This window comes from Methylobacterium sp. 22177 (assembly GCF_052045615.1).
Taxonomy (GTDB): domain Bacteria; phylum Pseudomonadota; class Alphaproteobacteria; order Rhizobiales; family Beijerinckiaceae; genus Methylobacterium; species Methylobacterium radiotolerans.
This window is the reverse complement of the sequence record NZ_JBQEPK010000039.1, coordinates 1-11,951: the sequence shown is the minus strand read 5'-3', so window position 1 is coordinate 11,951 and position 11,951 is coordinate 1. Positions and strand designations below refer to the sequence as shown.

Here is an 11,951-nt window from a genome sequence, read left to right as displayed (position 1 = left end):
GGAGACTGTGCGGCGTCAGGTTGTTCCGTCGAGGACCGTGCCGCAGCCTGTGTGTGACCTTGTCCTGGTTCCCGAGGAGCCAGGCGATCGAAGGCTCGTTCCTGCTGTCGCCGGCAGGGACGGACGCGCCCGGAACGGGCGCGCCCAGTTCGGTCAGAAATAGTAGCCGATGCTCATGATGAAGCGGGACTTCCAGCGGTTGTCGCCGCCCAGGGCGAGGCCGCTGTTGAACTGGCCGGCGCCGACGTAGGGGTCGTTCCGACCGAACACCCCCTCCGTGTAGATCACGAGGTTGGGGTCGGCGGTCAGGGTCCAGGCGCTGCCGAGGATGAAGCGCTCGCTCGTCCTGAAGCTCGCCTTGTCCTTGTAATAGGCGCTGTAGCCGAAGTACGGGACCGCCGTGAACGGGCCGATCGGGTCCGCGATCTTGTAGGTCACCTCGGCCGAGACGAAGTTGCCGTGCGTCGCCATATTGTACGAGAAGTCGAAGCCGCCGACGGTGATCTGGTCGCTGCGGGTCGGGTTCTTCGGGTTGATGTCCTGGCGGACGTAGATCGCCTTGAAGCCCCAGGGCCCGGAGGTGCCGAGCACGTGCACGCCTTCGAGCTGCTTCGATCCGGTCGACCGCGTGTCGAAATTGTAGACGTCGGAGTGCCAGAGCGAGCCGCCGATCGCGAACGAGGTGACGTCGTTCTTGACGAGAAAGTACTCGGCGCGACCGATGACCATGTTCTCTTCGGCGTTGCGGCTGCCGCCCAGCACGTAGCTGTCGGCCTTGACGATGTTGGTCGAGTAGCGGGCGCTGTCGACGCTGGCGCCGACCGCGTTGGGATTGGCGCCCGGATAATAGGCGAGCTGATAGTTGAATTCCGGCTCGACGTGCGCGTATTTCACGCCGAGGTTGTAGACCTCCTCGAGTCCCATCGTGAAACCGAGGGTCTCGATGAAGCTGGCGCCGAAATACGGCACGAGGCCGAACGGCACTTGGTTCATGCCCGCCGTGACGCTGTCTTCCCTGGTGAATTTGTAGCCGAGATAGGCGTAGAGCGGGAAGCTGACTTCGCCCGGAAAGCCGCGGTAGCCGTTGCGCGGTCCGTAGATCGAGCTGCCGCCGTAGAAACGGTACTGGGCGGCGCCGAAGATCGTCTCGGAATCGTAGGCCGCCTTCAGAGCCAGGGTGTCGAAGTCGAGATGTTCCGAGGCCTTCGGCGCCCCGGCCCGGTCGACGTCGTCGAACCGCCAGTCGTAGCGGGCGCGGATCGCCCCACCGAAGGTGAACTTCTCGGACGGGCTCGTGGCCAGGACCGGTGTCGGATCGGGCACCGCCACCGGCTGCTCCCGGTTGAGCCGCGTCGGCTCAGCGTCGATCTCCTGTGCGCCCTGCGGCTGCCCGCTCTGTGCCTGCCCGTTCTGCCCCCGAGCGCGGGGCGCCGTACCGCACAGCATCGTGGCAGCCGTACAGGCAGCCAGGATCGCGCTGAATCCTTTCATCATCGTCGTGCCCCCGGATTTTAGGTCGTCGTAGATCCCCTGGCGGGCATTTTTTGGTATTTTTTTATCGGTTTCAGGCTGGATTTTACTTCAGCCAGCTGTCGACGGTGGCCCGATGCCCGGCGATCCACTTCGCGGCGGTCTCGTCCGGCTTGGCGCCGCGCTCCTCGTTCTGCGCCATCATGGCTTCCTCGTCCTTGATGCCGAGCTTGAACTTCCTGAGGATGGCGTAGACCTCGGGGAGGTCGTCCTTCAGGCCCTTGCGGACGATGGTGTTGACGCTCTCGTCCTCGCCGAAGACCTTCTTGGGGTCGGTGAGGTATTTCAGCTCGTAGCGGGCGAACATCCAGTGCGGCGTCCAGCCGGTGACGACGACGTCCTTCCTCTGCCGGATCGCGTTCTTGAGGGCGCTGGTCATCGTGGCGTCACTGCCGTCCACGAGCCGAACCGGCAGGCCGTAGGCCTTGATCGCGGCCTCCGAGCTCTTCATCACCCCGGCTCCCGGGTCGATGCCGATCACCTTGCCGTCCACCTCGGCGGCCCGGGTCTTGAGATCCTCGATGGAAGTGAGCGGCGAGAAGGCGGGGACCACCCAGCCGATCTTCGCCCCGGTCACGTTCGGTCCGAGCAGTTCCAGGCGGTCCTTGAGCTTGTCGTGGTAGGCGGCCTGGGTCACCGGGAGCCACGCGGCGACGCTGGCATCGGCGTCGCCCGTGGCCACCGCCTGCCACATCGCGGCGGCCGCGAGCGGGACGGTCTTCACCGTGTAGCCCTTCTCCTCCAGCACCTGCTTGAGGATCGTCGTCGCGGCGACGGCGTCGGCCCATTCCACGTAGGCGAGGCGGACCTGCTTGCCGGCAGCTTCGGCGGGGCTCAGGGTGAGCGCGAAGCAGAGGAGAGCGCTGAGGGTTCGAACGCGCATCACTGGACCTTTCAGGGCGGGACGGAGCTTCGAGAATCGGCGCGCGACAGGGTGGCGCCCGGCGGTACCGGGCGCCGCGAGCAGCCGGGGCGGCGGCTTCGGCGGCGGCGCGGCGTCCGTCAGGCCGAGCCGTGCGGGCGGGCGCGCGCGGCGAGGGCCTGGGTGAAGCGGTCGAGGATGACGGCGAGGATCACGATGCCGAGCCCGGCCTCGAAGCCGGCGCCCGCCTCGAGGCGCTGGATCGACTGCCACACCTCGCGCCCGAGGCCTCCGGCCCCGATCATCGCGGCGATGACGACCATGGACAGGGCGAGCATCATCGTCTGGTTGACGCCGGCCATGATGGTCGGCAGCGCGAGCGGCAACTGCACCTTGAGGAGCTTCTGCGTCGCCGAACCGCCGAAGGCGTCGGACGCCTCGATCAGTTCCGTCGGCACGTTGCGGATGCCGAGCGTCGTGAGACGGATCACGGGCGGCACGGAGAAGATGATGGTCGCGAAGCAGGCCGAGACCGCGCCGAGGCCGAAGAAGGGCAGCGCCGGGATGAGATAGACGAAGCTCGGCAGCGTCTGCATCATGTCCAGCACCGGCGAGAACACCTTCCAGGCCCACCGGCTGAGGGCGAACCAGATGCCCACCGGGATCCCGATCAGGAGCGCCATCACGGTCGCGAGGCTCACGAGGACCAGGGTCTCGACCGTGGACTGCCAGAGCCGGAGATCCCACAGGAACAGCAGGCCGGCGAGCGTCAGGAGCCCGACCTTGCGCCCCCCGACCTTGTAGGTCGCCAGGGCCGCCACCGCGATGACCGCCCAGGGCGGCACCGAGACGAGGGCCGCGGTCAGCGTGTCGATCCCGTTCGAGACCGAGCGGCTGACGGCGCGGGTCAGCCAAGCGCCATGGTCGGTGAGCCAATCGAGCCCGTCGTCGCTGAGCGTGTCGAGGGGAAATTTCGGGACGTTCCAGTCCATCCTTCCGCTCCTGTGGGCTTTTGAAGGGGGGCGGCGCTGAGGGTCGGCCGACCGTGCGTGCCCGGGCGCGCCGCCAGGGCGCGGACGATGTCCCGGCTCGTGAGCGTGCCGATCAGGCGCCCGTCCTCGGCGACGACCGCCACGGCGCCTTCGTCGGCGACCCGGCTCATCACCGCGTCGAGACAGGTTCCCGCCGGCACGGTGACCGGATCGCGATCGAGGAGGCCCGACACGGTCTCGCCGGTACGGGCGGCGGCGAGCCTGTCGCGCCGGACGCGGCCGACGAAGCGGCCCTCCGGATCGGCCACGCACCACGACTCGGCGTCATCCGCCGCGACCGTCGCGCGCGCCTCGGCCACGGTGAGCGTCGGCGCCAGGACGACGGCGGCCCGGTTCGCCACGTGCTCGGTCCGCATGACCGCGGACAGGTCGATATGCTCCACGAAGCGCTCGACGTAGTCCGTCGCGGGCCGCGCCACGATCTCCTCGGGCTGGCCGATCTGCACCACCTCGCCGTCCTTCATCAGGACGATGCGCCCGCCGAGCGCGACGGCCTCGTCGAGGTCGTGGGAGACGAAGACGATCGTCTTCCTGAGCGTGCGCTGGAGGTCCTTCAGCTCGGCCTGCATGTCGCGGCGGATCAGCGGGTCGAGGGCGCTGAAGGCCTCGTCCATCAGCAGGATGTCGGCATCGGCCGCGAGGGCGCGGGCGAGGCCTGCCCGCTGCTGCATCCCGCCGGAGAGCTCGTGCGGATACTTGTGCTCCCAGCCCTTCAGGCCGACGAGGGCGATGGCCTCCATCGCGCGGTCGTTGCGCTGCTGGAGGGGGAGTCTCTTGATCTCCAGACCGAACGCGACGTTCGACAGGATGGTGCGGTTCGGCAGCAGGGCGAAGTGCTGGAAGACCATGCCGAAGGTCTTCTGCCGGAACGCCAGCAGATCCTTCCGGCCGAGGCGCGTGACGTCGACGTCGTCGACCAGGATGCGTCCGCAGGTCGGTTCCACGAGCCGGTTCATGCAGCGCAGCAGGGTCGATTTCCCCGACCCGGACAGTCCCATGAGGACCAGGATCTCGCCCTCGACCACGTCGAAAGAGATGTCGCAGAGTCCGACGACCGCGCCACATGTCCGGGCAATGTCGGCCTTCCGTTTCCCTTCGGAGATCAGCGCGATGGCCTCGGCATGATTGGCGCCGAAGATCTTGCTCACTCCCGCTAAGGTAATACGACCCATGTGGTTACGACCTCTACGATCTATTGCATTTTCTCTGTCGGCGCTTGTTGCCCTGGGCTGGACGAGCCTTTTATCAATGACAATGAAAAGCTAGCGGCGGGCCTCTCACGGGCTTGCCTTCCTGCGACGCTTTCTGGCTCGAAGACGACACGTCCGGAATTTTACCGTCATGAATTCACAATGCACTGCAGCATTGGCACCGATTTAGACAGACCTGAGAACTTATTGTGCAGGAACAGCCGCGTTCCTTCGCAGGTCCACCGCCCGCGGCGCGGTCTCTCCACGTGCGCGGTCCGGCGGGCATCGACTCGGTCGCGAAGGCGGCGCGGTCCGCGCCCGGTCGCGGCGTCGTCGGACCCGCGGCAATCAGAGACGCCGCCGATGCGCGCTGCGACGCTGGCACGCCGTATCCGGCGCGCACCGGTCGTCGAGGTCTGACGCCCACCGTCCCGGCGATCCGAGCGGGCCGTCGCCGATCGGGCGCCCTCGTGGGTGACGCCGCCGCGTCGGTCGGGTGTCCGCCCGCGCGCGGTGCCGGTATCGGGGCCGCTCCCGCGCGTCCGCACCGGAGATCGCCGTGCGCCTGACTCGGCGGCCGCGATGGGCTACGAGGCGTCCGGCCGAAGCAATGGGCGCTTGGATGCGGTTAGAGATCGAGCGAAAGTTCCTCGTGGCAGGCGATGGCTGGCGCGCGGCGGCCACATCCATTCGGCCGCTGAAGGACGGCTTGGTCGGTCATTTCGCGCGGGGGAAGGTCCGCGTGCGCCTCGACGGTGAGCGGGCCTGGCTCACGGTCAAGGGCGCCCGCGACGGCATCGCCCGCGCCGAGTTCGAGTACGAGATCCCGCATGCCGACGGTGCCGCCATGGTCGATCAGGTGTGCACCGGCAACGTGATCGAGAAGATCCGGTACTGCGTGCCGCACGACGGGCTGACCTGGGAGGTCGACGTCTTCCAGGGCTCGCTGGCCGGGATGGTCCTGGCCGAAGTCGAGCTTGCGCGGGCCGATCAGTCCTTCGCCAAGCCCGCCTGGCTCGGCGAGGAGGTGACCGGCGACCTGCGGTTCCGCCAGTCGACCCTGCTGCATCTCTGCTGCGAGGCCGGCCGGCCGATCACGATGGACGACGTCTTGCGGCTGCCGGTCGCCGCGTAGCGGTCGGGCAGGCGTCCGGTCGCGCCGCGCGGGTGACCCTGGCCGTACTTGACCTGAGTCCGTGAGCCCAACGCCTCGACCAGGTGAGGATCACCGTCCGCCGCCGCGCGCGGACGAGATCCGTGACTCGACCGAGTCCGGCGGCGATTCGCCGACGCTTCGCCGCGCGGGCAGCGCGGCCAAACACTCAACGTCCTCGGCGAGCCGGCGGCGACCCGGGCGGCACCGTCGTGGTCGCGGGCCGGCCCGAGATCGCCGCCGCGGCTGCGGCCAGCCGCACGGCGCCGCATCTGCTTGAGGACCTCGCGATCGGCGGCGATGCGGCTCGGCCGGTGGCCCGTCGAATCTGGTCCGCAGCCCGCACGGGGCACGCCGAACCGGCGGATGCGCGCCGCCGCGGCTGGCACGCGTCCCGCGCCGCACCGCGCAGATCCGTCGTTCTCCCAGGCCGATACGGCGGTGTTCTGCGTGGCGAAGCTCGAAGGCCGCGTTGCGGTGCAGTATCGATTGGTGCGGCGCTAATGGGATCAGTACTGAGCGGTCGGAGTTTCAACTGTTACTGTTGAACTCTCCGAGGAATCGTCATGGGCCTCACCGCCTTCGCCGTGTTCGTCATTCCGTGGGTGCTGCTCGCGGTGTTTCTGACACGGTCCCCGTCAGTGCTTCGCCTGGGGACTGCGCCGGCGCCCTGGCGGTACATCCCGACCCACAAGGAGATGGCCCGCGCCGACCGTCGCGCGATGCACCCGCATGACAGGCGCAGCCCGCAGCCCGGTGGGGTCCCGAACCGGGACCAGCACGGCCGGACCGAGGCGGCCGCGGGCGGCGCGCTGGGCCCGAGCGTGGAGCCCACCGAGCCCGACGACAAGCTGAGCTAGAGCTGTTCCCGATCGGGCTGAGACGGGGACGCTCGCCGAGTCCGAGTCCGAGTCCGAGTCCGAGTCCGAGTCGAGCCCGAGCCCGAGCCCCGACTTCGGTCCGGGGGCGGGCTCGAGGCGCGGCTGTCTCGGCCGCGGGCGCCTCCTTCCGACTTGGGACACCGGAAGGGGCCATGACCCTGGCGGGACTCGCCGAGAGCCGCGCCGCTACGGGCCCCGGCACCCCGCCGCATCCGGAACAGGAGCGATCACGCGTCGATCGTCGCGCGCGGCTTGCAGTAGCTGTCGCGCACCGCGGGAATGTCGTCGTAGCCGTCGACGGTGCAGAAGTACGTGCAGACCAGCCAGGCGGCCAGGGCGAGGCACAGAGCGCCGTTGTAGAGCCACAGGCCGATCACGCGCCGGCTCGGCAGGTTCGGCAATCCGACGACGGAGCCGGGCACCCAGTCGACCGCGAAGACGATCGTGCAGAAGGCACCCAGCACGCCGGCCATCATGACGGCGAGAGCCGTGGACGTCATTCCGCTTCCCCACCGCTGTGCCCGCGAGAGGGCCGGGGTGCCGCGCCCGCGCGATCGACGCGGGGACCACACCCAGCGACGGGCACGCGCAGCCGAAGTCCCGTCATGGCGCCCTCCTGCCCCGACGATCCACGCCCCGGCAGCTAACCGGGACGGCTCCGACAAGTCGAGATCGCGTTTCGCGCGCCGCCGCTGTCCGACGTGCCGGCTGCGTAGAAGACCCGAGGGGTTTGATGCCGCGAGGCTCGGCAACGTGCCTGGAAGGCTTGGTGGGCGCACTAGGGTTCGAACCTAGGACCCGCTGATCAAGAGGACTAGGCTCCGGGCACCAGGACACGCATGTCGTGCTTACCGGCGCCGTCGACAGCGTGATCGCGCTCTCGAAATTCGATGTACCCTCTGATTGTCGAACGTCGGGCACCGCTGAAATCGCTCCGCCTACTTACCGGGTGCTTACCGGAATGCGCCTCACCAATCAGACCGCCGCCGCCGCGCAGTTCCCGGCCGGAGAGGATCGCCTCGTCGTGTTCGACGACGATCTCACGGCTTCGGTCTGCGAGTGAGCGCAGGCGGATCGCGACAGTGGATCGTCCAATACCGCAATGCCATCGGTCTGACCAAGCGGGAGACCCTCGGTCGCGTCGGACTGCTCGCGGCTACCGATGTACGGCGGGCGGCGAGCGAACGATTGGCGCGGGCGAAGCTGGGCGAGGACCCGCACGCCGAGAAGCAACCCGCGAAGGACCGCGCCTTGGTGGCCCTCGGAAATCTGGACATCTGCGAGACCACCTGAACCGCCCGGCTCCGGCCGCGGCGGTTTTTCGTGCCCAATGAACCCGTTAGGTTGTGCGCAACCCAACTACAACGTGTCTTCGGCACAACACCTCACAACCGATGAGCCCCGCTGGCCGCTGCCACGCGGGGTTTTCCCGTTCACGGCCTTGCGATTGAATCTTTAAGTTGCAACGCTGAATCCGCGTCAACCGCTAGGTACAAAACTGAACATTCGCTCGTGGCCGCGGCGTTTTCGGCGCTGTTCCATGGGCAATGGCCGAGCATTCCCTCGGTTAGTGGAAAACCTGTGCGTATCGAAATGCACAATCGGAACGATGTTCTATGCGCTTCGAGCGGATTGTAAGCCTGGGTGCGCTCTGCCAAGTCACGCACCAGATCAACCGATGCTTCCCGGGTCAGCCTAAAAGTCTATTCGACTGGCTGGTTACGCCTTTCTCCGCCGTTCGCTCTATCTTCGAAACGCAGGGCAAGCACCTGTGCAGCGATGTCGCCGTGAATAAATTTGAGATTATTTGCCAAAATTACGGCGTTTCTTATCACCACGAGTTCCCGCGTGACGCGAACGTCATCCCCTATATTACTCAAGAAGCATTAGAGACAGGAAAGAGCAAGCTCGCACACAAGTTCAACAAGATGGTATCCATGTTGAGCGAGCCGACGCCAACGCTTTTTGTCCGCTTTCTCGGTCACCACGGGGAGGCGCGAGCATGGCCCTACATGAATGACCCTGAGGTCATGAAGATCTCCGAGATCAACGACCTCTGCACCTATCTGGCGAGCCGCTTTCCGGCGCTGCCGTTCGAGATGGCCTTCGTCTACCTGCCGCAGTTCACGCAGCTCGAAGCGGACGCAGCGGCCGATCCGCGCGTGCATCTCATCCCGCTGGACAGGACGGCCAACACCTGGGCCGGGAACGACTCGGATTGGGACGAGATCTTCGCCCGCTTCGATCTGGCGATCCCGCCGGTGCTGGCGCAGGTCGCCGAGGCCGCCTGAGATCGCCAAGCCGCCGACAAGGCGCGCCGAGCGGGCAGCGAAGCCCGCAACGTCCTCGCCGGTCCCCTCGGGCGCATTGGCCTCCGCCGATGCGCCCTTCATCGTTTCAGGCTGTTCGGCCAAGTGGAGCGAGGCGATGCGTCATGAGGGTCGGTTTACTACAAGCGCCCAGCCCCAGAGGATATCAAGAAGCTGGACCTGAACGCCGATCAGCTCGAAGTTGCTCGACCTTCGCCAACATGGCGCTTCATAATATCAGGCAGCCAGATGCATTCGTGTCCAAGGTCGACGCCGGCGAGAAGCTCCTGCGGTGCTTATCCAGGGGATTGAAGGAGTTCGGCCCGGATCAGATCGGAGCTCTCGTCGAGGTGGTGTCTATGCTGAAGATGACCCCGTCGATCCTCCAGCCCGAGAAGGTCCCGGCCGCCGCGGAAGTCGTGCGGGTGGTCGAGGAGGCGCAAAGGGCTGCTGCGAATTAAGATAGCGCCATCGAAGCCCCGCCGGCCCGGCCGCGCGGGGCTCTTTCGAGCCTGCCTTGGCTTCGTGCTATCGAACCAACTCTCAAGCGAGCGCGTTTGTCAGCCTTCAACTCGAAGGAAGGGTCTCATGCGCCATCGCGTTCTCGCAGCCGCCGCCGTCTTCAGCCTCCTCGCAGGCGGGGCCTCTGCACAGGCTCCCGCGGCGACTCCCGCTACACCCTCCGCTCCTGGCGCGCCGGGCGTAGTCGCGCCGCAGAACAGCACGACCGGTAGCAATGGCGCCGTGACGGCTTCACCAACCGGGCAGCCGGCCGACACGATTTCTAACAGCTCGTCGTCCGCCGGGAATGCCAACCAGCCTGAGCGCGCTGTTCCTCAGGGCGGCGGCGGTGGCGGCAGCAGCAAGTAGCCGCTGAGCGCCATCATCTGCGTGCGCCTCCTCCAGCCCCGCCGGCACCGCCGCGCGGGGCTTCCATCGCTGACGAACGCGTTATCATTACCCAGATTGGGCCCCACATCCCCCGAGGCTTGAATCTAGAAAGGCCCGCCCGACCCCGGCGCGGGCTTCTTCGTGCGCTTCACTCAGAAATGTCTGATAGCGCTCCATCGCATTTTCACCGCGAACAATTGCCCCAAATAGCCGTTGGGCAGCTATGTCGGAGCCAAAAAGAACTACCGATATCCGGGCCGATCGCCTCCGTCGCCGAATTGCGCTGACAATTGCGCTGGACGAACAGGTGATTGAAGCCCTCGCTATAACAGCGGCGACCCTCCGTAATGGGAGCGATCCTGGCGCGAGCGACGTAGATCAAGCCATCCGCACATATCGCATCAGCATCGTGAAGCAGCGCGCGATATTAGGCGCTGCTGGGATTGATGTATGATGAACGCACGCCTCGTCTATGAAGCCCGTAGCATGCGGGCTGATGGCAGCGTGACCTGTCAATGCCCGACTGCACACTGGGCGCTTGAGAAGCTGCGAGATTTTTTGGCCACGGGGTACAGTGACATCACTGTGCGCGATCCGGACGGACGCCAAGTCTCTGAAGCCGATCTAATCAACACCAAGAGGGATCCGGTGCAGCGCCCGCGGAAGACGCGCTTCCCGCCGTCTCACAGATCAGCCGCCAACCCGCTCTGACGTAGGATCAGGCATGATTACCTAGATCGGAAGTGCGGGCCCTTCGTAGTCAATCGCGCGTCTTCAAATGCAGATTGTCGGGCCAGTGGCCACGACCACCTCAGGCCGCAGGCAGGGCATGGATCCGAGTCCAACAGATCGTCGGCCCTACGCCCTCGTTGTCGACGATGACGTGCTGGTCCGCATGACCGCGCTCGACATCTTGGAGGATGCGGGATTTCGGACCTTCGAGGCCGAGAACGCCGAGGAAGCCCTAGCGGTGCTACACGGGCACCATGTCTCGATCGTCGTCCTCTTCACCGACGTGAATATGCCGGGAGCGATGGATGGCTTCGGGCTGGCACGCGAGACTGCCCAACACTGGCCTCACGTGAGCATTCTGGTAGCCTCGGGGCGTCATAAGCCTGGTCCCGGCGAGATGCCGGAGGGGGCGCATTTCGTCGGCAAGCCCTTCAACGCGGAAGTGGTGCGCGACAGGCTCAAGCAGATGCTTCCAGACGGTCAGAAACCTGATCCTTTGAAGGACTGGTTGGCCTGACCCCGGAGACGTACCGGGCGAAGTGGGGCCTCCTTACGACTACCCGATGGTGGCTCCCGGCTATTCGGAGAGACGATCTGCCATCGCTACAAGCTTGCAGAGCCGTCACGTCAACCGCTCGGCCGCTCGAACCGCAGGAAAAGCGTAGATCCAGAAGCGCCAAACCTCGTCGAGGGTTATCTCGCCTGACTAGAGCAGCGTCGACGCGTGGCGCGCCGCCGCCGCGGAGCGCCACCGGGTGACGTTCCGGGGCAGCTCGCTGACCACTGAGCCATCAGTCTGCCTGCACTGCAAGATGCGGTCGACGTGACCCCGTCTGTCGATGATCGGCGAGGGGCTCCACTCGGCTCTGTTTGACCTTGGTCAGATTCAAGATCTGAAGAGTGGTCGTTGGGAGCGGCGACAGTAGCAGTGGCGCGGATCGGCGCTGAATCAGGGTCGATCATTTATGATCAAAATTGCAACCAGTGGTAAAATCCATCGGCTTCTGATTTATCGTAAGTGGCTAAGATGTTGGCTCGCGCCTGTCAGTCCTGTTTCAGCCGACAAAACTTTGCTGAAATGTGTCTGTGATTAACCCAGGGTAAACCCGCGGCTCTGGTTAATGCTTTCACCGCGAATCGGTGGAACCAGCCAGGAAGTAAACAGTTCATGTCCTCCATCACCCTGTCGGCCGCCACGCGCCAGAACCTGCTCTCGCTGCAGGACACCGCCCAGCTGATGGCGACCACGCAGAACCGCCTCGCCACCGGCAAGACGGTCAACTCCGCCCTCGACAACCCGACCAACTTCTTCACCTCTCAGGCCCTCGACGGCCGCTCCTCGAGCCTGAAC

The 11,951-nt window shown here is 66.0% G+C and carries 12 protein-coding genes and 2 pseudogenes; 9 read left to right on the top strand and 5 right to left on the bottom strand.

Annotation, left to right across the window (positions count from 1 at the left end; all coding sequences use genetic code 11):
* Window positions 1-153: 153 nt before the first annotated feature.
* The 4 genes from ACTJK8_RS25565 to ACTJK8_RS25550 all read right to left on the bottom strand — a co-directional run bounded on the left by ACTJK8_RS25565 (window position 154) and on the right by ACTJK8_RS25550 (window position 4,616).
* Complete coding sequence (locus ACTJK8_RS25565; protein ID WP_440762725.1) at window positions 154-1,494, bottom strand: hypothetical protein; 1,341 nt, start codon at window positions 1,492-1,494, stop codon at window positions 154-156.
* Between the two features lie 82 nt (window positions 1,495-1,576).
* Window positions 1,577-2,413, bottom strand: a complete 837-nt coding sequence (locus ACTJK8_RS25560) for a glycine betaine ABC transporter substrate-binding protein (RefSeq protein WP_029360967.1) — start codon at window positions 2,411-2,413, stop codon at window positions 1,577-1,579.
* 119 nt (window positions 2,414-2,532) lie between these two features.
* Window positions 2,533-3,384, bottom strand: a complete 852-nt coding sequence (locus ACTJK8_RS25555) for an ABC transporter permease (RefSeq protein WP_024829775.1) — start codon at window positions 3,382-3,384, stop codon at window positions 2,533-2,535.
* Window positions 3,300-4,616, bottom strand: coding sequence for a quaternary amine ABC transporter ATP-binding protein (locus ACTJK8_RS25550; RefSeq protein ID WP_076729531.1), 1,317 nt, complete (start codon window positions 4,614-4,616; stop codon window positions 3,300-3,302). The genes ACTJK8_RS25555 and ACTJK8_RS25550 overlap by 85 nt, the downstream gene beginning before the upstream one ends.
* Window positions 4,617-5,256: 640 nt before the next feature.
* Here ACTJK8_RS25550 and ACTJK8_RS25545 point away from each other — a divergent pair.
* Entirely contained in the window at window positions 5,257-5,769 is a 513-nt protein-coding gene (locus ACTJK8_RS25545; protein ID WP_012319461.1) for a CYTH domain-containing protein, read from the top strand.
* 584 nt (window positions 5,770-6,353) lie between these two features.
* Window positions 6,354-6,647: a hypothetical protein gene (locus ACTJK8_RS25540; RefSeq protein ID WP_182179961.1), complete on the top strand. Its 294-nt coding sequence runs from the start codon at window positions 6,354-6,356 to the stop codon at window positions 6,645-6,647.
* A gap of 248 nt (window positions 6,648-6,895) precedes the next feature.
* On the opposite strand, the gene ACTJK8_RS25535 is transcribed toward ACTJK8_RS25540, so the two are convergent.
* Window positions 6,896-7,168, bottom strand: coding sequence for a hypothetical protein (locus ACTJK8_RS25535; RefSeq protein WP_043073783.1), 273 nt, complete (start codon window positions 7,166-7,168; stop codon window positions 6,896-6,898).
* A gap of 344 nt (window positions 7,169-7,512) precedes the next feature.
* Between ACTJK8_RS25535 and ACTJK8_RS25530 the strand changes: the two genes are divergently transcribed.
* The 7 genes and pseudogenes from ACTJK8_RS25530 to ACTJK8_RS25500 form a co-directional block, all read left to right on the top strand.
* Window positions 7,513-7,731 carry a hypothetical protein gene (locus ACTJK8_RS25530; RefSeq protein ID WP_440762724.1) on the top strand — a complete coding sequence of 73 codons (219 nt, stop codon included), beginning with the start codon at window positions 7,513-7,515 and terminating at the stop codon, window positions 7,729-7,731.
* A complete protein-coding gene (locus ACTJK8_RS25525) occupies window positions 7,728-7,961 on the top strand; it encodes an integrase arm-type DNA-binding domain-containing protein (RefSeq protein ID WP_234742057.1) in 234 nt (77 codons plus the stop codon). The genes ACTJK8_RS25530 and ACTJK8_RS25525 overlap by 4 nt, the downstream gene beginning before the upstream one ends.
* 323 nt (window positions 7,962-8,284) lie before the next feature.
* Window positions 8,285-8,959, top strand: a complete 675-nt coding sequence (locus ACTJK8_RS25520; RefSeq protein WP_127991022.1) for a hypothetical protein — start codon at window positions 8,285-8,287, stop codon at window positions 8,957-8,959.
* 275 nt (window positions 8,960-9,234) lie between these two features.
* Window positions 9,235-9,438 carry a hypothetical protein gene (locus ACTJK8_RS25515; RefSeq protein ID WP_053621627.1) on the top strand — a complete coding sequence of 68 codons (204 nt, stop codon included), beginning with the start codon at window positions 9,235-9,237 and terminating at the stop codon, window positions 9,436-9,438.
* Between the two features lie 1,208 nt (window positions 9,439-10,646).
* Window positions 10,647-11,117 (top strand): response regulator, encoded by a 471-nt coding sequence (locus ACTJK8_RS25510; protein WP_440762723.1) that lies wholly within the window; start codon window positions 10,647-10,649, stop codon window positions 11,115-11,117.
* Window positions 11,111-11,265 (top strand): annotated as a pseudogene (locus tag ACTJK8_RS25505) (MucR family transcriptional regulator); the annotation flags it as partial. The gene ACTJK8_RS25510 and the pseudogene ACTJK8_RS25505, both read left to right, overlap by 7 nt.
* Window positions 11,266-11,768: 503 nt before the next feature.
* Window positions 11,769-11,951, top strand: a pseudogene (locus ACTJK8_RS25500) (flagellin); the annotation flags it as partial.

What these genes read in the sequence shown, in the direction of transcription:
- ACTJK8_RS25565 (WP_440762725.1), bottom strand. Translation starts at nt 1,494, where the DNA reads ATGATGAAAGGATTCAGCGCGATCCTGGCTGCCTGTACGGCTGCCACG.
- ACTJK8_RS25560 (WP_029360967.1), bottom strand. Translation starts at nt 2,413, where the DNA reads ATGCGCGTTCGAACCCTCAGCGCTCTCCTCTGCTTCGCGCTCACCCTG.
- ACTJK8_RS25555 (WP_024829775.1), bottom strand. Translation starts at nt 3,384, where the DNA reads ATGGACTGGAACGTCCCGAAATTTCCCCTCGACACGCTCAGCGACGAC.
- ACTJK8_RS25550 (WP_076729531.1), bottom strand. Translation starts at nt 4,616, where the DNA reads ATGGGTCGTATTACCTTAGCGGGAGTGAGCAAGATCTTCGGCGCCAAT.
- ACTJK8_RS25545 (WP_012319461.1), top strand. Translation starts at nt 5,257, where the DNA reads ATGCGGTTAGAGATCGAGCGAAAGTTCCTCGTGGCAGGCGATGGCTGG.
- ACTJK8_RS25540 (WP_182179961.1), top strand. Translation starts at nt 6,354, where the DNA reads ATGGGCCTCACCGCCTTCGCCGTGTTCGTCATTCCGTGGGTGCTGCTC.
- ACTJK8_RS25535 (WP_043073783.1), bottom strand. Translation starts at nt 7,168, where the DNA reads ATGACGTCCACGGCTCTCGCCGTCATGATGGCCGGCGTGCTGGGTGCC.
- ACTJK8_RS25520 (WP_127991022.1), top strand. Translation starts at nt 8,285, where the DNA reads ATGCGCTTCGAGCGGATTGTAAGCCTGGGTGCGCTCTGCCAAGTCACG.
- ACTJK8_RS25510 (WP_440762723.1), top strand. Translation starts at nt 10,647, where the DNA reads ATGCAGATTGTCGGGCCAGTGGCCACGACCACCTCAGGCCGCAGGCAG.